The organism is Pseudomonas sp. GL-R-19 (assembly GCF_019956375.1).
Classification (GTDB): domain Bacteria; phylum Pseudomonadota; class Gammaproteobacteria; order Pseudomonadales; family Pseudomonadaceae; genus Aquipseudomonas.
On sequence record NZ_JAHBDJ010000009.1, the window covers coordinates 96183 to 117242 of the forward strand.

Consider the following 21060-nt stretch of genomic DNA (forward strand, 5'->3'; position numbering starts at 1 on the left):
GAATCATGAAGTACATTTTTGACATCGTGCATGGCTTCTACACCCAGCTTCGCAGCCTGGTGATGATTTTCGGCCACGCCTTCCGCAAGCGCGACACGCTGCAGTACCCGGAAGAACCGGTCTACCTGCCGCCGCGCTACCGTGGGCGTATCGTGCTGACCCGCGACCCCGACGGTGAAGAGCGTTGCGTAGCGTGCAACCTGTGCGCCGTGGCGTGCCCGGTCGGTTGCATCTCGCTGCAGAAAGCTGAAACCGAAGACGGTCGCTGGTACCCGGACTTCTTCCGCATCAACTTCTCGCGCTGCATCTTTTGCGGCCTCTGCGAGGAAGCCTGCCCGACCACCGCGATCCAGCTGACGCCGGATTTCGAAATGGCCGAGTTCAAACGTCAGGACCTGGTGTACGAGAAAGAAGATCTTTTGATCTCCGGCCCCGGCAAAAACCCTGATTACAACTTCTATCGTGTTGCAGGTATGGCGATTGCCGGTAAGCCGAAAGGCTCCGCGCAGAATGAAGCCCAGCCGATCAACGTGAAGAGCTTGCTGCCTTAAGGAAGAAAGATGGAATTCGCTTTCTATTTCGCATCGGGTATCGCTGTGGTGTCCACGCTTCGCGTGATCACCAACACCAACCCTGTGCACGCCCTGCTCTACCTGATCATTTCGCTGATCGCCGTGGCGATGACGTTCTTCGCCCTCGGCGCACCGTTCGCCGGTGTCCTGGAAGTGATCGCCTACGCTGGCGCCATCATGGTGCTGTTCGTGTTCGTGGTGATGATGCTGAACCTGGGGCCAGCCTCGGCTCAGCAAGAACGCGCCTGGCTCAAGCCCGGTATCTGGGGCGGCCCGGTCGCCCTCGCCGCGCTGCTGCTGGTGGAACTGCTGTATGTGCTGTTCTCCCAGCAAAGCGGCCAGGCCGTCGGCCACGCCACCGTAGACGCCAAGGCCGTGGGCATCAGCCTGTTCGGTCCTTACCTGCTGGTGGTCGAACTCGCCTCGATGCTGCTGCTCGCCGCAGCCGTCACGGCGTTCCATCTGGGCCGTAACGAAGCCAAGGAGCAATGACGATGCCTGCTATCCCTATGGAGCATGGTCTGGCGGTCGCCGGCATCCTGTTCTGCCTCGGTCTGGTCGGCCTGATGGTCCGCCGCAACATCCTCTTCGTGCTGATGAGCCTGGAGGTCATGATGAATGCCTCCGCTTTGGCGTTCATCGTTGCCGGTAGCCGCTGGGCGCAGCCGGATGGACAGATCATGTTCATCCTGGTGATCAGCCTGGCAGCCGCCGAGGCCAGTATTGGCCTGGCGATCCTGCTGCAACTGTATCGCCGCTTCCACACGCTCGATATCGACGCTGCCAGTGAGATGCGCGGATGAACCTTCTCTATCTGACTTTCCTGTTCCCTCTGATCGGTTTTGTGCTGCTGGCGTTCTCCCGGGGACGCCTCTCGGAAAACCTCTCGGCGCTGATCGGCGTCGGCTCCATTGGCCTGTCTGCGATCGTCGCGTCCTACGTGATCTGGCAATTCAACGTCGCCCCGCCGGAAGGCGGCCACTACACCCAGGTGCTGTGGCAATGGATGGCGGTGGAAGGCTTCACGCCGAACTTCGCCCTGCACCTGGATGGCCTGTCCGTAACCATGCTCGGTGTGGTCGTCGGCGTCGGCTTCCTGATCCACCTGTTCGCCTCCTGGTACATGCGCGGTGAAGACGGCTACTCGCGTTTCTTCGCCTACACCAACCTGTTTATCGCCAGCATGCTGTTCCTGGTCCTGGCCGATAACCTGCTGTTCGTGTACTTCGGTTGGGAAGGCGTGGGCCTGTGCTCGTACCTGTTGATCGGTTTCTACTACAGCAACCGCAACAACGGTAACGCCGCACTCAAGGCCTTCATCGTGACCCGTATCGGCGACGTGTTCATGGCCATCGGCCTGTTCATTCTGTTTGCCCAACTGGGCACCCTGAACATCCAGGAACTGCTGGTGCTGGCGCCGCAGAAATTCCAGTCCGGCGATTTCTGGATGGTCATGGCCACCCTGATGCTGCTGGGCGGCGCTGTCGGTAAATCCGCGCAACTGCCACTGCAAACCTGGCTGGCGGATGCGATGGCCGGCCCGACTCCAGTTTCGGCACTGATCCACGCCGCAACCATGGTGACCGCTGGCGTCTACCTGATCGCCCGTACCCACGGCCTGTTCACCCTGGCGCCGGAAATCCTGCATCTGGTAGGAATCGTCGGTGGTGTGACCCTGGTTCTCGCAGGTTTCGCAGCCCTGGTTCAGACCGACATCAAGCGTATCCTCGCCTACTCGACCATGAGCCAGATCGGCTACATGTTCCTGGCCCTGGGCGTCGGTGCCTGGGATGGCGCGATCTTCCACCTGATGACCCACGCCTTCTTCAAGGCCCTGCTGTTCCTTGCGTCCGGTTCGGTGATCGTTGCCTGCCACCACGAGCAGAACATCTTCAAGATGGGCGGTCTGTGGAAGAAACTGCCACTGGCCTACGCCAGCTTCATCGTCGGCGGCGCGGCCCTGGCGGCCCTGCCTCTGGTGACCGCAGGCTTCTACTCCAAGGACGAAATCCTCTGGGAAGCGTTCGCCAGCGGCAACCACGGTCTGCTCTATGCAGGTCTGGTCGGCGCGTTCATGACTTCGCTCTACACCTTCCGCCTGATCTTCATCGCGTTCCACGGTGAAGTGAAGACCGAAGCCCACGCCGGTCACGGCATTGCCCACTGGCTGCCACTGTCGGTACTGATCGTATTGTCCACCGCCATCGGCGCGATGATCGTTCCACCGCTGCATGGTGTGCTGCCGGAAAGCGCCGGCCATGCCGGCGGTGAAGCCAAGCACAGCCTGGAAATCGCTTCGGGCGCCATCGCCCTGTCCGGTATCCTGCTGGCCGCGCTGCTGTTCCTCGGCAAGCGTCGCTTCGTCACCGCCGTCGCCAACAGCGGCATCGGCCGTGTCCTCTCGGCCTGGTGGTTCGCTGCCTGGGGCTTCGACTGGATCTACGACAAACTGTTCGTCAAGCCGTACCTGGCGATCAGCCACATCCTGCGCAAAGACCCGCTCGACCAGACCATCGGTCTGATCCCGCGCATGGCCAAAGGCGGTCACACCGCCCTGAGCCGTACCGAGACCGGTCAACTGCGTTGGTATGCCGCCTCGATGGCTGCTGGTGCCGTGCTGGTCATCGGCGCCGTCGTGCTGGTAGCGGTCTGATATGAACCTTGCGAATTTGCGAAAGGAAACGAACCCGTCATGATTCTGCCTTGGCTAATCCTGATCCCCTTCATCGGCGGCCTGCTGTGCTGGATGGGTGAGCGCTTCGGCGCCACCCTCCCGCGCTGGATTGCGCTGATCACCATGTCCCTGCTGCTCTCCCTCGGCCTCTGGCTGTGGGCCAACGGTGACTATTCATTTGCACCAAAGCCTGGCGCCGATCCGACCTGGGCGCTTGAGTACAAACACGTCTGGATCCAGCGCTTCGGCATCAACGTGCACCTGGCCCTCGACGGCCTGTCGCTGTTGATGATCCTGCTGACCGGCCTGCTGGGTGTCCTCTCGGTACTCTGCTCGTGGAAAGAGATCCAGCGTCACGTGGGCTTCTTCCACCTGAACCTGATGTGGATCCTGGGCGGTGTCGTCGGCGTGTTCCTCGCCCTCGACCTGTTCATGTTCTTCTTCTTCTGGGAAATGATGCTGGTGCCGATGTACTTCCTCATCGCGCTCTGGGGTCACAGTTCTTCGGACGGCAAGAAAACCCGGATCTACGCGGCGACCAAGTTCTTCATCTTCACTCAGGCTTCCGGCCTGATCATGCTGGTGGCGATCCTGGGTCTGGTACTGGTCAACTTCAACGACACCGGCGTGATTACTTTCAACTACGCCGATCTGTTGAAAACCAGGATGTCGACGACCACCGAGTACATCCTGATGCTCGGTTTCTTCATCGCCTTCGCGGTCAAGCTGCCCGTGGTGCCGTTCCACTCCTGGTTGCCTGACGCTCACGCCCAGGCACCGACCGCAGGTTCCGTCGACCTCGCCGGTATCTTGCTGAAAACGGCGGCCTACGGCCTGCTGCGTTTCGCCCTGCCGTTGTTCCCGAATGCCTCGGCCGAGTTCGCGCCGTTTGCGATGACCCTGGGTCTGATCGGGATCTTCTACGGTGCGTTCCTGGCGTTCGCGCAAACCGACATCAAGCGTCTGATTGCCTTCTCGTCCGTCTCCCACATGGGCTTCGTACTGATCGGCATCTACTCCGGCAGCCAACTGGCGCTGCAGGGTGCAGTGATGCAGATGCTGGCCCACGGCCTGTCGGCGGCGGCACTCTTTATCCTGAGTGGCCAGTTGTACGAGCGCACCCACACCCGCGACATGCGTGAAATGGGCGGCCTGTGGTCGAAGATCGCCTACCTGCCGGCCCTCAGCCTGTTCTTCGCCGCCGCGTCCCTGGGCTTGCCGGCGACCGGTAACTTCGTCGGTGAGTTCCTGATCCTGATCGGCACCTTCCCGATCGCTCCATGGGTCACCATCATCGCGACGTCCGGCCTGGTGTTCGGTTCGGTCTACTCGCTGATCATGATCCACCGTGCCTACTTCGGCCCGTCGAAATCGGACGCGGTGTTGCATGGCATGGACGGTCGCGAAATGATCATGGTGGTCGGTCTGGCCGCACTGCTGATTTACATCGGCGTGTACCCACAACCGTTCCTCGATACCTCTGCCGCTACGATGCATGGCGTGCAGCAGTGGCTCGGCACCGCCTTCACTCAACTCGCTTCGGCCCGGTAAGAGCGCTATGGAATTCACGACTCAACACTTTATCGCGCTTGCGCCGTTGTTGATCACCAGCGCCACGATCATCGTGGTGATGCTGGCGATCGCCTGGCGCCGCAACCACTCCCAGACCTTCCTGCTGTCCGTGGCGGGTCTGAACCTGGCACTGCTTTCGATCCTGCCTGCCTTGAAAGTCGCGCCATTGGCCGTGACCCCACTGCTGCAGATCGACAGCTTCGCTTGCCTGTACATGGCGCTGATCCTGGTCGCCACCCTCGCTTGTGTGACCCTCGCCCACGCCTACCTCGGCGATGGCGGTACGGGTTATCCGGGCAACCGTGAAGAACTGTACCTGCTGATCCTGATGGCCGCCGCCGGTGGCCTGGTGCTGGTCAGCGCGCAGCACCTGGCCGGCTTGTTCGTCGGTCTGGAACTGCTGTCGGTACCGGTCTACGGTCTGGTGGCCTATGCCTTCTTCAACAAGCGCTCGCTGGAAGCCGGTATCAAGTACATGGTGCTGTCGGCAGCCGGTTCCGCGTTCCTGTTGTTCGGTATGGCCTTGCTCTACGCTGACGCTGGCTCCCTGAGCTTTGTCGGTATCGGCCAGGCGCTGGCGGCCACCGGTCTGCCAAGCTCGCTGGCACAACTGGGCCTGGGCATGATGCTGATCGGCCTGGCGTTCAAGCTGTCGCTGGTACCCTTCCACCTCTGGACTCCAGACGTGTACGAAGGTGCTCCGGCACCGGTAGCCGCGTTCCTCGCCACCGCTTCGAAAGTGGCTGTGTTTGCGGTGATGGTGCGTCTGTTCCAGATCTCGCCAGCGGCGAGCAGCGGCGTGCTGAGCAACGTGCTGACCATCATCGCCATCGCGTCGATCCTGTTCGGTAACCTGCTGGCCTTGACCCAGAGCAACCTCAAGCGTCTGCTGGGTTACTCGTCCATCGCCCACTTCGGCTACCTGCTGATCGCCCTGGTGGCGAGCAAGGGTCTGGCGGTGGAAGCCATCGGCGTGTACCTGGTCACCTACGTGATCACCAGCCTCGGTGCTTTCGGTGTGATCACCCTGATGTCCTCGCCGTACAAAGGTCGTGACGCAGACGCCCTGTACGAATACCGCGGCCTGTTCTGGCGCCGTCCGTACCTGACCGCTGTGCTGACCGTGATGATGCTGTCCCTGGCCGGTATCCCGCTGACCGCGGGCTTCATCGGCAAGTTCTACATCATCGCCACCGGTGTCGAGTCCCATCAGTGGTGGCTGGTCGGCTCCCTGGTACTGGGTAGCGCCATTGGCGTGTTCTACTACCTGCGTGTGATGGTCACCCTGTACCTGATCGAACCGAACCTGCGTCGCGTCGACGCCCAGCTGCACTGGGAACAACGTGCGGGTGGCGTGATGCTGCTGGCCATCGCGGTATTGGCCTTCTTCCTCGGCCTGTACCCACAACCGCTGTTGAACCTGGTTCAACAGTCGGGGTTGGCAGGTTGATCGTTTGAGCGACACTCGGTAGAAAATGGAAACGGCACCTTCGGGTGCCGTTTTTGCATTTGGAGTTTCAAGATCAAAAGATCGCAGCCTGCGGCAGCTCCTACACAAGTAGCGTTCACCCAATCAATTGCGGTGTACACCTCTCAGGTACCAGCTGCCGCAGGCTGCGTTCTTTTGATTCTCTGGCCAACAATGTTGTCCTGATGAGAGTTGTTGAATTTCAAACGTCTGTTGCCCGGGATGACCTCCTCGCGAGCAGGCTCGCTTGTATGCTAGGACTTGAGGGGAGGAGAAGGGACAAGGCTCGATTCTGACTGTTAGCGCAGTACAGATCCGTGGGAGATTTCGCCCCTCCTCCTTTCACCTAAGCGCCGATAAAGAAGAGAGTGTCAGATTTTTTGTGTGCGAGCCGGTAATGGCCTGCCGTCAGGCAGGCCTTCATTTCACCCAGCCGTCCAGCTCCTCAAGTGGCCGTTTGCTTTGGCCCAGCTTGAAGTAGCTCGCCCAACCGCGCAGCACGGGGTTTATCCGCTCGATGATATTCGCCATCTTGTGGCCCCGCGCTTTACGTAACAGGTCTCTGAGTCGGTCGCGCAAGCGACCCAGGCCCATCGTCGCCACTCTCAGTCTCGGTTGCTGATGCCAGCTCATCCCGTAACCCAAGTAATCACATACCCAAGACCCGGCAACTCAGCTCTTATCCCGGTTCAGCGTCAGTTTCCGACGCTGATTCAGGAAACGCTCAACACTCCTTATCACTCGTTCGCCAGCACGAGGGCTGCACACATAGATGTTCGCATCGTTGGCATAACAGAAAAACGATGACCCCGTCGCTCCTCTACGAGCAGCTAAAACCACAGAACGCGGACTTCCTCAGAGTTGTCGCAATCCCGGTCCCCTGTGAAAAAGCATCGTACTGCCAAGCAAGGTGAGCAATGAGCCGGGCCGTTATGGTAGTGCTCTGCCCGGGTATCTGCCGAAAGTTTGCTCGCTTATACCGCTCCTCGATACTGTCAACATTGACAGGTAGACGTTGTATTTCCTCTTCTATTCAATTGGCCTAGAACGTTGTAGTAGCAGTTTTAACTAGGGTCGTTATAAAGGGTCGGGCAGCAGACTACGAGATCCCTGACCCTCGTAAACTTTAAATTAATTCGGACAGGACATTTTAATCATGAATGGTACAAACTCGAATGTAATGCAAGCCGATATTCCTGGTGGTGCATACCCTACGACAGCAGGGGCCGCCAAGACCATTAGCTACTTGTTGTTCGAACAGCAACAATTTCAAGGCAAGGAGAATGCCGTTGCCCGGCTTTATAACAACCGACGGCAGGTATCAGAATTTCTGATCACCCTTGAAGCCCGAGATGAGCACGGACAGGTTACCGTCGTTCCCGATGGAACTCTGGTTGAGATCGTTCCTTTCTCCACTCTTCAAGGGCGCTGGCCTGCAGCAACCGGCCCTCATGAAAAGGGCTATTTACCTTTTGATGAAAGTTTTGCTTTTGGTGAGACTGATTCAGCAGAATCGCAAGCGTTGCGTTGTTCTCCGAGGGAGGTTTTTCCGAATGAATTTTTGCCTATGGCGAAACCGGAGCTGCACACTATTCAATCTTCGGAGGCATCACTGATCCAACGAAAAACATTTAAACGATACCTGACCAATGATGGAAATCCAGGGGGGATTCAAGATCGTTTCTCTGTGCGTGTCCGCTTGCCTGGCAGTAGTGCTTACTACACAAGTAACAATGAAGATATCCCTTATGGTGGTGCTGGGCAGAATGGGCGTTTTTATAGCTCCGTCTATCTGAGGTCGGTGGCGCAACCTTATTACACTTATGGAAATGGCGGGCTAGTAGAAGATATTGAAGAAGTGCGTTACCACAACGAATTCTGGTACACCTATAACCATTACATTGGATTTAAGTTACCAGGCACGACAAGGTCTATTGCGATAAAGCATGTAGAGTTCGCTTCTGAGTGGAATCGCTGGAGTGTATACGATATTCGCCACGGGTCAGGGAAAGCTTATTATTCCCTTTTGGTGGGGATTCGATCACCGGAATATCCGAATGGCCTAAGTTTCGGGTATCCAGGCAACTGGAACGATCAAGCGATACAGTGGCTGAGAGAAAATGGATATATCAAGCCTAGCTCCGACCGATTGGTTCTCGTGGTTTCGGGAGTGGTACCTACAGCGAATACGTACACAGACAGCTCAACTTCTTTAATCACCACTTATGACGTATATGGCAACTCCCAAAAAATTAAAACAAGTGTAAGACTGCTTGACCCGGCAAACGACAGCACGAAGTACGGACTTCGAATCGAAGAGAATCCTGCGATTGAGTCTCAATATTTTATTGGGTAGTGAGCCGTTATCTGTTTCAGTCAGAGCAATTTCTTACGAAGGTCAAGTTAAATGTCTAAACAAACAATCAACTCTTCCAACTCTTGGCTAAGCAGATTCGAAATAGGTTTGGCCTCTTCGTCATCGCAACTGTACCCCAATGCCCGCCAACAACTACTGGTGACATTGAGTGTTGACTCCAGGACAGGGCAGACCATTTCTGAAGAAGAGCTGGAGAGTCTGCGTATTACGACACGCAAGAATGATCTTTTCCCATTGTTACCGGGCAGTGATGACGGCGGCGAGTGGTTCTATAACGAGAGAAAGAATCTATACCACCCTTATCCAGCGACCGCTTCTCATCCACCGCCCGATCAGGAAAGGTCGGGTGAGATCGATTTCTTTCAAAAAGACTTCTATGTCATGAGTCGTGCTCCGGCGGGCACTTCGGTCCGGCTATATGCCCAAATTACCCGACAAACAACAGACGGACCTGTCACTTACAATACTGCAATCGACCCTACCTTTAAAAGTTATGTCGATATCAGGACTGCTGAGATCCCCAGGTTTAATATCCCCGAAAACTATAGTTTTAATCGGGACTTGGTCGCGGGCAACCCAAACGGTGATTTGTTTACCTGGGAATATCAACTGGCTGGAAAGAATGTGCAGATGCCCGTGGTCGAACTGCTCTCGGTTTCGAGTATGGACCCGGCGGGAATGATTCAATGGGTTGATCGCGACGACAGAGTCACGCGAGCTTCCCATGTGGGTTACGCCGCACCGGGAGAGTCGGATTTCAATTACAACACGGCGATTGTACTTGGCCAGGAGTTCTCCCCCACCGCCAAGGTTGCCCGTCCTAGAGCGGGTCATGTGATCGTGGTGCTGCAAGGGGGGAACAATATCCCCTACCACAGTCAAAGTGCGATCAACCAGGGAGGCCCCTGTCGGATGCATGCCATCGACATGTACGGCAATGAGCATGTGTTGAACATCGCATTTAAAGATCTGACGCCTGCCGGCCGCTTGGAGTTGGTGCTGTTCTAACTTAGATAACCCATTGGCGGCGTCTCATCATCAGGAGTTTCGAACATGGATAGTGCTTCTTCAACCCGTTTGGCAACCGGTGGTCTCTACACTCAAGCCGGTAATTTCTTGAGTCACGTCAGCAACGGCATTGATGCCCGTACCGGTCAAATGACCCTGCACATCGCCCTGCCGGAAATCCAGGCTAATCATCTGGCCGGCCCTTCAGTGTCGTTCAGATTGCTGTTCAGCCCGTTGTCTTCTCATACAGATTATGGATTCGGACGTGGATGGATGTTGGCGATGTCTGAACTGGACCTGCCTGCCGGGCGTTTGCATTTGGCGACAGGGGAAAGCTTCAGCCTCGACCGCCAGGCTTCTGCTTTCACAGACCAGGGTCAGTTGGTATTCACCGACCAAAAGCTATTGAATTTTCGCGTGCTGCAGGAAGGGCCGGACGGTCGCCGTTTTCGCGTCGAGTACAAGGATGGCGAGACGCAATGGCTGGTCATGCAGGACAACAGTGGCTTGGCTTTGCCACAAGAAATACGCTCTGCCGAGGGGCGTCAGGTATTTCTGGACTGGCTGCCCCATGGCAGTGGACGTTATGTCCTGTCCGAAATTCGCGATGAACAGCGCACCGTGCTGCGAGTTGTCCGGGACGTCGTCGACGAGTCTCAGATTCAACTCTTTCCGGATGAGGCCGGAAAAAGCGTCTATACGCTCTACTTGAGTGGTGATCAGCTCAGCACGATGATCCTGCCGGACAACGATAGCCGGTGGACTTTCAACTATGAGGAGTTCGACGGGTTGTTGTTTCCCGTCAGAATGACCGGACCGTTGGGCAGCGAGGATGAGGTATGGTACGCCACGGGCACGGAAGGCCATCAACTTCCGCCGGGCGCACCTTTAGCGTCCCTCCCCCGGGTGACGGCTCACCGCCATGAGCCTGGGGCCGGCCAACCAGCGGTTTCGCGAACCTATACCTGGTTGGGCAGCACTAATTTCCTGGGCTATGGAGCCGACCTGCCAGGAGGCTGGCGTGATGGGGAGGACAATCTCTACCGCACCGAATCTTATACCTATAGCGGGCTGGAGACATTGCACAGCGATACCGGCCAAGTACTGTCGGAAACTGAGCGTACCTGGAACCGTTTCCATCTGCTGACTCAAGAGCGTGTGATGCGTGTCGGCAAGACGGTTACGATCACCACGGACTATGGCGATGATCCCGCCCTGGGCTGGGAGGCTCAACCGGCATGGTGCCAGCTACCGACTCAAGTCACGACCCGTTATGAGGACGCGCAGGGTGCTCGAGAAGAGATATCTCATACTACCTACGACGATTACGGCAACACGCTTGAGCAGCGCCATGCCGATGGCCGAATCGAGCGTTGGGTTTATTATCCGTTGGGCAGCGTAAGCGGCATGGCGGATACCGGGATGTTTGTCCGCTGGCTGCAAAGCCATACCTTGACGCCGACGCCCATGGCGTCTGGCGACACAGGCGGCGCGCCAATAACGCAAACGCAGTACTGTTATGAACCGCTGCCGCGTCGCCGACCCGATGATCGTCTGCTGTGGGTCGTCGTTTCAGAAGAAGCGTTTACTATCACCGTCGACGGCCCGAACCCGATTGGTCGCACCACCCAGTGTTATGAAACAGCTATCGACAGTCCGTTCTTTGCCCAAGTGACTCAAGCACAGACGACACACAAAGAATTCATCACCACCACCGATTACAGCCGGACCCTGACCGCCACGGCGCTGACGACCCAAACCAGGATAACCGGCCATGACGGTACCAGTGCGTCGACCGATTACGTCACCCGGGACAGTCTCTCGGGGCTGACGCTGAGCGATCGCGAAGAGAGCGTGGAGACCGTTTATGAATATGACGCCTTGGGGCGGGTGGTTCGCAGCACGGTTGCTCCCGGCACCGATTATGAAGCCAGCGCCACGTGTCGCTATGTGCTGGCGGGCCGTTATCGCCAGCGGGCCGTCATGGCGGAAGAAACCGACCTGACCGGCCAGCAGCGGCGTATCTATCTCGACGGCGCAGGGCGCAGGGTGCGGGAGGAGCGGCGCGACGACTTGGTCACCGGCCAGAAGTTTCGGGAAACCTGGCGCGGCCTTTACAACCCCGAGGGACAACTGCTCCAGGAAACCGTCCAGGACTGGTTCCCCGGGCTGGAACGGCCGTTGAGCCTCACCACCACCTATGAGTTCGACGGTTGGGGCCAAGTGAGCAAGATCAGACGGCCCAATGGCACGCTTGAACACACCCAGGCCAGCCCTGTCACGCTTATAAGCGACGTCTGGCGAGAAAGCCGTGATGGCGTCGCCGCTGCCAAGACTCGAATCTTACGCAACGTTGCCGGCGACGTGCTCAATATGACCCTGCTTGCTCCCGACAATGAAATACTGCGCAATGAGGCCTGGACCCATGATGGGTTGCATCGCCCCATATCCCATGAAGTCAGCGTACCGGGTGAGGCTTGCGTGCATACGCAAACCCGGTATGACGTGTACGGGCGTGTGATCAGTCGTCTGTTGGAGGACGACAGCGAAGTGATTTGGGAATATGCCCAGCACAGCGATGCTGATCATCCGATAAGCGTTACGTTGACGCCTGTCGGTTGTACACCCTTGTCACTGGGGGAGCAGAGCTTTGACGGTATCGGTCGTCCAGTGCGCCGAACAATCGGCGACCGGCAAGAGTGTCTCAACTACCGCAAAGATCAGAAGTTGCCAGCTTCTCGCACCAGCAGCAGTGGCCGCTCTATGGCCTACAGCTACGAGCCATTGCTTGAGAATCAGTTGATTCAACTGTCGCCCGGTGATGGCAGCCAGGGCAGTACCTACCAGTATGACTTCAAGTCGGGCCAGATGACGCAAGCGCTGGGGCCATTAGGCAAGCTGACTTGGCAGTACTCCAACAATGGACGTTTACTCTCCGAGCACTTGAGCCTGGACAACGAGGAGCACAGCGTTGGCTGGGTTCGCTCGCTGGAGGGCCGGCTGGTGACGTTTACTGATTGCAATGGTACTGAACACCGCACGGTTCACGACGCCTGTGGCCGTCCGGAACGCCAGACACTGGGTTCTATTGAACTGCAAACCACCTATGACACTTTCGGCCGCATCAGCCAGTACTTCACTCAGGATCAAGGACACTCCCTCAAGCAAACCATCCAGTACGATGAGTTTGACCGGGAAGTTTCACGAACCTGGGTCAGCAGTACCCCCGCCTCCCAACGACAACTGACCCAGACACTGACATGGACTGGCCGCGACCAAATGGCGAGCCGCCGCTGGGAAGAAGAAAACCGCTTGCTCAGCGAAGAAGTATTTCGCTATGACGCTCGCGCCAGGCTGATCGAGGTCACGGTGACTGGCCCTGAAGGGCCCAAAGACCCACGCACCGGTCAACCCATCAGCAAACAAGCCTTTTCCCTCAACGCTCTGGACGGCTACGAGCAAGTCATCACGACCTACATGGATGGCAATTGCGATCAGATGGACTTCACTTACGATGCTATCGCCCCTGACCGTCCCATTACCATCACCCATACCTACCCGGCTCTCCAGACACTGATGTTGGAGTATGACGCCGATGGGCGATTGTTGCGCGACGGCCTCGGTCGCGCGCTGCAGTGGGACGAAGAGGGACGGCTCAGTCGAGTCACCGGCGACACCGGTCAACGCGATTATCAATACGACCCCATGGGTCGAATCACCCAGACCACGCAAAACGGGGCCGAGACGCTCTGATTCTATCATGGTGATCGGCTGATAAGCACCCGAGGCCCAGGCTTGGGCGACACCTTGTCGTTATTGCGTCATGAGGCGTCCATGTTTGCTCAGAACAAAGTGTCCCAGGCCGTACGCGAGGTAATGCTGACAGGTTGCGATGGCCAAGGCACGGTCCGGGTTGAAAACGATCAGCAGACTAGTCGGGTGAACTACACCGCTCACGGGGCGGATGATGGAAGCGGCAAAAGCCTGGTGGGTTACGCCGGCGAGCCACGTGGCCTGGTAGAGGCTGGCTATTTGCTGGGCAGCTATAGGCCCTACGATCCTAACCTCATGCTATTCCTCGCACCCGACAATGAAAGCCCCTTTGGTGCTGGCGGGCTCAACCGTTACGCTTATTGCGCGGGTGATCCGCTCAATCGGATCGACCCGGACGGACACAGCTTCTGGAAATGGCTCGTAGCTGGGATTGGGTTGGCGGTTGGCATAGTCGCGACGGCGTTTTCTTTTGGCGCTGCAGCGCCCGCCGTGGCCGGGATGATGGCTGGTGGGTTGGCCACTCTGACGTCCAGCGGTGCGTTGGCAGTGACGTCGGTGGCACTGGGTGTGGTGGCGACCACCACCGGGGTTGCCTCGTTTATTCTGGAGGCCACGGGTAATGCAGATGCGGCGTCCATACTGGGGATGGTGTCCCTTGCCACAGGATTAGCTTCAGGAGTCACAGCATTGGCGCCTGCCGCCTCGAAGGCCGTCTCGAAGTTAGGTCAGTTTGTGGGGCGTTGGCAGAAAAAATTGCAGTCGGCAGGTGGTGTGCCCAGGTTAGGGGGACAGACAGGCTCGCTCAGGACCGGGCCGAGTGCAACCTTAAGCGGAATGCCGGAGCATGTGCTGGGGAACATCGGCAGGCACTTGCCTGGTAGGGACCTGGTCAACTTTTCTGTTACTTCACGACAAATGAACCAGGCCGCCAATACTTACTCTCGCCCCGCACTACACGCGTTACCGGTCGCCCCCGAAGGTGCTCCGAATTACGTCAATGCAGTAAGACGAATCTGGGCTGGGGACGAAGTAGGGGTTTTACCCTCCAGTCTTCGCCAGCAGGGCATCAATCCTAGAGCGGTTGTCGAGGCAGTTCCTCCTCCTCTTCGGGCTGACGGCACGCCTGATTACGTCAGCTTTGAATGGATGCGGGCTTCTCGTCGTGATCGCGATTACCTGAATGCGCTTAATGAACGAAACTCTTGGTATTTGCTTGAGCGTGCAGCACGACAACAATCAAGAGGCCGTCGTTACAGCTTCTGATTAAAGGCATGGCGCAGATCACTTATCTAACCTTCCCCAGTCGTTTCCTAATCAGCGACTAGGGGGGGGTGAATCCCTGAATACAGCGGAACGAGTGCGTACGGTTTCGCATCATTCGCTTGACATATCCGATTGGCAGTCGCCGTGCAGTCTTTAATAAACGCGGCAATAGCTAATTTGATCTTGGCAACGGTCTCCAGTGGCCCCCTGTGAAAGCTTGGTGGGCGAACAAAGGGGGCAGCGGAATAGCCATTTCATAGTGACCGAGGACACCCTCAGATTTTGTGTACGACACAAAACCTGTGGGCGAGCCTGCTCGCGATGACGGTGGTACAGCCCCCGACAAAACGGCACCTTCCGGTGCCGTTCGCTTTCACAACCTAACCAACTTACTTACGCGCCGCCTCCCACGATTTCAGCAGTTCGTTGTAGCTCACGGTCTCGCCCTTAGGCTTCTCGTTCGCCAGTTTCGGCTTCGGGGCGCCCGGCTGGTCGAACCAGTATTGCGCGTCACGCTCGGGGTTCATTTTCGGGGCGCAGGTGGCTTGGGCCTTCGAGCGCTCCAGACGGGTCATGATCGCGTCCTGATCCTTGGCCAGGCCGTCGAGTGCCTGCTGCGGGGTTTTCTCGCCGCTGGCGGCTTCAGCAATGTGGCTCCACCACAATTGCGCCAGGCGTGGATAGTCCGGCACGTTGGTCCCGGTCGGGGTCCATTGCACACGGGCCGGGCTGCGATAGAACTCCACCAGGCCACCGAGTTTCGGGGCCAGGTCGGTCATGGCTTGCGAGTTGATGTCCGACTCGCGGATCGGCGTCAGGCCGACGATGGTTTTCTTCAGCGACACGGTTTTCGAGGTCACGAACTGCGCGTAGAGCCAGGCCGCGAGTTTTTGCTTCTCAGGTGTGGACTTCATGAACGTCCAGGAGCCGGCATCCTGATAACCGAGTTTCATGCCCTCCTCCCAATACGGACCTTTCGGCGAAGGCGCCATGCGCCATTTCGGCGTGCCGTCGGCATTCATCACCGCCAGGCCCGGTTTGGTCATGTCGGCAGTGAACGCGGTGTACCAGAAGATCTGCTGGGCGATGTTGCCCTGGGAGGGCACGGGACCTGATTCGGAGAAGGTCATGCCCGCCGCTTCCGGTGGCGCGTACTTCTTCATCCAGTCCACGTATTTGGTGGTGGCGAACACCGCCGCCGGCCCGTTGGTGTCGCCGCCGCGGGTCACGCTGGAACCCACCGGATGGCAGTCCTCGACGCGGATGCCCCACTCGTCCACCGGCAAGCCGTTGGGGATGCCCTTGTCGCCGCCACCGGCCATGGAGAACCAGGCATCGGTGAAGCGCCAGCCCAGGGACGGGTCTTTCTTGCCGTAGTCCATGTGCCCGTAGACACGTTTGCCGTCGATTTCCTTGACGTCTTCGCTGAAGAATTTGGCGATGTCTTCATAGGCTGACCAGTTCACCGGCACGCCGAGCTCGTAGCCGTACTTTTCCTTGAACCTGGCTTTCAGCTCCGGACGCTCGAACCAGTCGGCGCGGAACCAGTAGAGGTTGGCGAACTGCTGGTCAGGCAGTTGATAGATCTTGCCGTCCGGCGCGGTGGTGAAAGAAATGCCGATGAAGTCCTTGATGTCCAGGGTCGGCGAGGTGAAGTCCTTGCCCTCGTTGGCCATCAGGTCGGTGATCGATTCGGTCTTGCCGTAGCGAAAGTGCGTGCCGATCAGGTCCGAGTCGTTGACCCAGCCGTCATAGATACTCTTGTCCGATTGCATCACGGTCTGCAGTTTTTCCACCACGTCGCCTTCCTGCAGCAAGTCGTGGGTCAGCTTGATCCCGGTGATTTCGGTGAAGGCCTTGGCCAGCACCTTGGACTCGTATTCGTGGGTGGCGATGGTTTCCGACACCACCTTGATGCTCATCCCGCGAAATGGCTCCGCCGCCTTGATGAACCACTTCAGCTCTTCCAGTTGTTGTTCGGCCGTGAGTGTGGACGGCTTGAATTCACTGCCGATCCATTTTTTCGCGGCATCTTCGTAGGCATCGGCCCAGGCCGAAGCGCTCAAACCGCTGAGTGCCAGCATGGCTGCCAATGAAATGCTATGTCGCAGCTTATTGTTTTTGTCGAACATAGAGACCTCCTGTTTAAGTTTCGGAGCAACATTGCCGAGCGATTCGACTAGCCCCAACGCATCACAGCCAACAGCCACACCAGGGACATCGCGAAGGCGACCCAGATGCTCCAGTCGGTGACGCCGATTACCAGCAAGTGCAGGTAGGCGCTGCCGAGAAGACCGATAAACAAGCGATCGCCACGGGTGGTGGCAATCGGCAGAAAACCACGCCGAAGGATGCTCGGCGAACGCAATTCCCAAGTGGTCATGACCACCAGGACCAGGGCAATCACGCTGAAGAATGCCGCCGTGGGGGTGGTCCAGCTCATCCATTCCATCATCAGTTCCTCATACCCGGCCCAGGGCAAAGCCCTTGGCCACGTGGTTGCGCACGAACCAGATCACCAGCATGCCCGGCAGGATGGTCAACACCCCCGCCGCCGCCAGCACGCCCCAGTCGATGCCGGATGCCGAGACCGTCCGGGTCATCACCGCGGCGATCGGTTTGGCGTTCACCGACGTGAGCGTTCGTGCCAGCAGCAGTTCGACCCAGGAAAACATGAAGCAGAAGAACGCCGTGACGCCAATGCCGGAGCCAATCAGCGGGATGAAAATCTTCACGAAGAACTTGGGAAAACTGTAGCCATCGATGTAGGCGGTTTCGTCGATTTCCTTGGGCACGCCGGACATGAAACCTTCGAGAATCCACACCGCCAAGGGCACGTTGAACAGGCAGTGAGCCAGGGCCACGGCGATGTGAGTGTCGAACAGGCCAATCGAGGAGTAGAGCTGGAAGAACGGCAACAGGAACACCGCCGGCGGCGCCATGCGGTTGGTCAGCAGCCAGAAGAACAGGTGCTTGTCGCCGAGGAATCGGTAACGCGAAAACGCATAGGCCGCCGGTAGCGCCACGGTCAGGGAAATGATCGTGTTCAGACTCACGTAGTACGCCGAGTTGATGTAGCCGGTGTACCAGCTCGGATCGGTGAAGATCACCTTGTAGTTGGCCAGGGTGAAATCCCGTGGGAAAAGCGTCAGGCCGCCGAGGATTTCGGTGTTGCTCTTGAAGGACATGTTCAGCAGCCAGTAGATCGGCACCAGCAGGAACAGGATGTAGATCAGCAGCGGAATAAGCTTTCTCTTGCTCATGGCCGGGCCTCAGCGGTTGGCGTCGGTATGAGTCATGGCGGTGTAGAACAGCCAGGACACCAACAGGATGATCAGGAAGTACACCAGCGAGAATGCCGCTGCCGGCCCCAGGTCGAATTGCCCTACGGCCATCTGGGTCAAGGTCTGACTGAGGAAGGTCGTGGCATTGCCAGGACCACCGCCCGTGAGTACGAACGGTTCGGTGTAGATCATGAAACTGTCCATGAAGCGCAGCATCACCGCGATCAGCAGCACACTCTTGAGCTTGGGCAACTGGATATGCCGGAACACCGCCCAGGCCGAGGCACGGTCGATCCGCGCCGCCTGGTAATACACGTCGGGAATCGCCCGCAACCCGGAGAAGCACAGCAACGCCACCAGCGAAGTCCAGTGCCAGACGTCCATGACCAGCACCGTGACCCAGGCGTCCATGGTGTTCGCCGCATAGTTGTAGCTGATGCCCATGGCCTTGAGACTCGCCCCCAGCAGGCCGATATCGGCGCGGCCGAAGATCTGCCAGATGGTACCGACCACGTTCCACGGGATGAGCAACGGGATAGCCAGCACGATCAGCACCACCGAAGACCAGCGGCCCTTGGTCGGCATGGTCAGGGCAATGGCGATGCCCAGTGGAATTTCGATCAGCAGCACACAGGCGGAATAGATGAACTGACGCAGCAAGGAGTCATGCAGCCTCGGGTCGAGCAGCACTTGCTTGTACCAGTCGGCACCGACGAAATAGCGGCTGGACTGGTCGAAAATATCCTGCACCGAATAGTTGACCACGGTCATCATCGGGACCACCGCACTGAACGCCACCAGCAGGAACACCGGCAGCACCAGCCACCAGGCCTTGTTGTTCTGCACCTTGTTCATGGCTACACCTCAATGTTGGCTTGGGTTTCCAGGAGGAATTCGTCGGCGTAGACCATCAGCCACTGCGCCGGAAAGCTGATGTAGGCCGTGCCTTGGGGCACCGGTTTGTCTTCGGCCAGACGCACTTTCAGGGGGACGCCATCGAGGTCGAGGCTCATGATCTTGTAAGTGCCCAGGTCTTCGACGTGTACGACCTTTGCCCGCAGTGCGTCATCAAAGGCTTCGTCCCACACATGGACGAACTCCGGACGAATGCCGACCTTCAGGGTTTTCCACTCCGATTCGGCAATACGCTGCTGCATCGCCTCGGACAGCGGCAAGTGCGTCGAGGCGAAACCGACACCACCCGGTTGCGGCTGCACGTCGATCAGGTTCATCCCCGGACTGCCAATGAAGTAGCCGACAAAGGTGTGGCTCGGGCGCTCGAACAACTCCCGCGGCGTGCCGAATTGCACGATCTGCCCGCCGTACATCACCGCAATCTTGTCGGCGAAGGTCGAGGCCTCCAGCTGATCGTGGGTGACGTAGACCATGGTGATGTTGAACTGTTCGTGGATCTGCTTGAGCTTGCGTCGCAGCTTCCACTTCAGGTGCGGGTCGATCACCGTCAGCGGCTCGTCGAACAGGATCGCCGACACGTCATCGCGCACCAGCCCACGGCCCATGGAGACTTTCTGTTTTTCGTCGGCGGTGAGGTTGCGAGCTTTCTTGTACAGCAGTGCCTGGAGGTCGAGGACTTCAGCGATTTCCTGCACTTTGCTGTGAATTTTCGCTTCCACCATGCCTTGATTGCGCAACGGGAAGGCCAGGTTGTCGAACACCGTCATGGTGTCGTAGACCACCGGAAACTGGAAAACCTGGGCGATGTTGCGCTTCTCCGGGGTCAGGTCGTTGACCGCTTTGCCGTCGAACAGCACATGGCCCTGGGACGGGCTGAGCAACCCGGAAATGATGTTGAGCAAGGTCGACTTGCCGCAACCCGATGGTCCGAGCAAGGCGTAGGCACCACCCTGCTCCCAGATGTGATCCATTTCGCGGATCGCGTAGTCCTCAGGTCCGGCCGGGGTCTTGGTGTAGCTGTGGGCGAGGTTCTGCAAACGGATTTCGGCCATCAGGCAACCCTCGTGACACGCCGGCCCGGCGCCTGGACCAGGCGCCCCTGCGTATCGAACACAAACAGTTTATGGGTCGGGATGTAGATGCGGATCGGCGCATCGACGTCGTATTCGTGGACACCCGGCAAGTGCAGCACCAGCAGGAAGTGCTCGTTGCGCACGTGCAGGAAGGTTTCCGAGCCGCTGATCTCGGCCACCTCGACGGTCACCGCCAGCTCAAGATCATCATCATTGCTCGGTACCAGCGAAATATGGCTGGGCCGCACGCCGAAGCGGAACTCGCCCTCGCCCACCGGGCGCAGATCGACGTTCAGCGGGAAGTGCACGAAATTGGCGAAACTCACTTCGTTGCCGGCAATGCGCCCCGGCATCAAATTGATCGGCGGCTCGGAGAACAGCTCGGCCGCCAGCACCGATTGCGGTTGGTGATAAACCGACGAGGACTGGCCGCTCTGGATCACCCGGCCTTCATGAAGAATGGTCGTGGTACCGCCCAGGGCCAGGGCTTCGTTGGGTTCGGTGGTGGCGTAAATGGCAATGGTGTGGCGCGCCTTGAACAGCTCGCGCATTTCCTGGCGCAGCTCTTCGCGCAACTTGTAATCGAGGTTGACCAGTGGCTCGTCGAACAGGATCAGCTCGGCGTCCTTGACCAGCGCCCGGGCCATGGCCGTACGCTGTTGCTGGCCGCCGGAGAGTTCGAGGGGATGACGCTGGAGGAATTTCTCGATGCGCAGCATCTTCGCGGTTTCCAGCACCTTGCTCTGGATCAGCTCGCTGGACACACCGGCCTGGCGCAGCGGCGAGGCGATGTTCTCGAAGACGGTCATGGTCGGGTAATTGATGAACTGCTGATACACCATCGACACGTTGCGCAGGCGCACCGGGCGCTGGGTGACATCGACGCCGTTCATTAGGATGCGGCCGCTGTCGGGCTTGTCCAGACCGGCCATCAAGCGCATCAGGCTGGTTTTGCCGGACAAGGTGCGACCCAGCAAAACGTTGAAGGAACCGGGTTCAAAACTCAGGTTGGCATCGTCGATCCAGATCTGGCCCTCGACGGTGCGGCTGACGTGCTCCAGGGTGAGTGACATGGCTCGG

The 21060-nt window shown here is 58.3% G+C and carries 16 protein-coding genes and 1 pseudogene; 10 read left to right on the forward strand and 7 right to left on the reverse strand.

Translation table 11 applies throughout. From position 1 onward, the window contains the following. Positions 1-5 precede the first annotated feature (5 nt). Genes nuoI through nuoN form a run of 6 tightly spaced genes read left to right on the forward strand, consistent with a single transcriptional unit; the run spans position 6 to position 6268 of the window. Positions 6-551: an NADH-quinone oxidoreductase subunit NuoI gene (nuoI, locus tag KGA83_RS05675; RefSeq protein ID WP_015094374.1), complete on the forward strand. Its 546-nt coding sequence runs from the start codon at positions 6-8 to the stop codon at positions 549-551. Positions 552-560: 9 nt separating this feature from the next. Then, entirely contained in the window at positions 561-1064 is a 504-nt protein-coding gene (nuoJ, locus tag KGA83_RS05680) for an NADH-quinone oxidoreductase subunit J (RefSeq protein ID WP_108217846.1), read from the forward strand. A gap of 2 nt (positions 1065-1066) precedes the next feature. Continuing rightward, positions 1067-1375 carry an NADH-quinone oxidoreductase subunit NuoK gene (gene nuoK, locus KGA83_RS05685; RefSeq protein WP_007946416.1) on the forward strand — a complete coding sequence of 103 codons (309 nt, stop codon included), beginning with the start codon at positions 1067-1069 and terminating at the stop codon, positions 1373-1375. Further along, positions 1372-3225 carry an NADH-quinone oxidoreductase subunit L gene (gene nuoL, locus KGA83_RS05690; RefSeq protein ID WP_108217845.1) on the forward strand — a complete coding sequence of 618 codons (1854 nt, stop codon included), beginning with the start codon at positions 1372-1374 and terminating at the stop codon, positions 3223-3225. Before nuoK ends, nuoL begins: the two co-directional genes overlap by 4 nt. Positions 3226-3264: 39 nt before the next feature. Then, positions 3265-4797, forward strand: coding sequence for an NADH-quinone oxidoreductase subunit M (nuoM, locus tag KGA83_RS05695; RefSeq protein ID WP_108217844.1), 1533 nt, complete (start codon positions 3265-3267; stop codon positions 4795-4797). 7 nt (positions 4798-4804) lie between these two features. Then, entirely contained in the window at positions 4805-6268 is a 1464-nt protein-coding gene (nuoN, locus tag KGA83_RS05700) for an NADH-quinone oxidoreductase subunit NuoN (RefSeq protein WP_108217843.1), read from the forward strand. A gap of 441 nt (positions 6269-6709) precedes the next feature. Here nuoN and KGA83_RS05705 read toward each other — a convergent pair. Beyond that, positions 6710-7104 (reverse strand): annotated as a pseudogene (locus tag KGA83_RS05705) (group II intron maturase-specific domain-containing protein); the annotation flags it as partial. A 338-nt stretch (positions 7105-7442) separates the two neighbouring features. Here KGA83_RS05705 and KGA83_RS05710 point away from each other — a divergent pair. The 4 genes from KGA83_RS05710 to KGA83_RS05725 all read left to right on the forward strand — a co-directional run bounded on the left by KGA83_RS05710 (position 7443) and on the right by KGA83_RS05725 (position 14708). Next, a complete protein-coding gene (locus KGA83_RS05710) occupies positions 7443-8642 on the forward strand; it encodes a hypothetical protein (protein ID WP_223528991.1) in 1200 nt (399 codons plus the stop codon). A gap of 51 nt (positions 8643-8693) precedes the next feature. Beyond that, a complete protein-coding gene (locus KGA83_RS05715) occupies positions 8694-9671 on the forward strand; it encodes a hypothetical protein (RefSeq protein ID WP_223528993.1) in 978 nt (325 codons plus the stop codon). Positions 9672-9716: 45 nt separating this feature from the next. Further along, positions 9717-13424: an RHS repeat domain-containing protein gene (locus KGA83_RS05720; RefSeq protein WP_223528996.1), complete on the forward strand. Its 3708-nt coding sequence runs from the start codon at positions 9717-9719 to the stop codon at positions 13422-13424. Positions 13425-13505: 81 nt separating this feature from the next. Then, positions 13506-14708 carry an RHS repeat-associated core domain-containing protein gene (locus KGA83_RS05725; protein ID WP_223529010.1) on the forward strand — a complete coding sequence of 401 codons (1203 nt, stop codon included), beginning with the start codon at positions 13506-13508 and terminating at the stop codon, positions 14706-14708. A gap of 389 nt (positions 14709-15097) precedes the next feature. On the opposite strand, the gene KGA83_RS05730 is transcribed toward KGA83_RS05725, so the two are convergent. Genes KGA83_RS05730 through KGA83_RS05755 form a run of 6 tightly spaced genes read right to left on the reverse strand, consistent with a single transcriptional unit; the run spans position 15098 to position 21053 of the window. Then, on the reverse strand, positions 15098-16840 hold the full coding sequence (locus tag KGA83_RS05730; protein ID WP_108219063.1) for an ABC transporter substrate-binding protein: 1743 nt from the start codon (positions 16838-16840) through the stop codon (positions 15098-15100). Positions 16841-16887: 47 nt separating this feature from the next. After that, positions 16888-17160, reverse strand: a complete 273-nt coding sequence (locus tag KGA83_RS05735) for a DUF2160 domain-containing protein (protein WP_108219175.1) — start codon at positions 17158-17160, stop codon at positions 16888-16890. Positions 17161-17170: 10 nt separating this feature from the next. Next, positions 17171-17971 (reverse strand): carbohydrate ABC transporter permease, encoded by an 801-nt coding sequence (locus tag KGA83_RS05740; RefSeq protein ID WP_223529012.1) that lies wholly within the window; start codon positions 17969-17971, stop codon positions 17171-17173. Between the two features lie 9 nt (positions 17972-17980). Then, positions 17981-18847, reverse strand: a complete 867-nt coding sequence (locus tag KGA83_RS05745; RefSeq protein ID WP_223529014.1) for a carbohydrate ABC transporter permease — start codon at positions 18845-18847, stop codon at positions 17981-17983. Positions 18848-18849: 2 nt separating this feature from the next. Continuing rightward, complete coding sequence (locus tag KGA83_RS05750; protein WP_223529017.1) at positions 18850-19959, reverse strand: ABC transporter ATP-binding protein; 1110 nt, start codon at positions 19957-19959, stop codon at positions 18850-18852. After that, complete coding sequence (locus KGA83_RS05755; RefSeq protein ID WP_108219067.1) at positions 19959-21053, reverse strand: ABC transporter ATP-binding protein; 1095 nt, start codon at positions 21051-21053, stop codon at positions 19959-19961. The genes KGA83_RS05750 and KGA83_RS05755 overlap by 1 nt, the downstream gene beginning before the upstream one ends. Positions 21054-21060 lie beyond the last annotated feature (7 nt).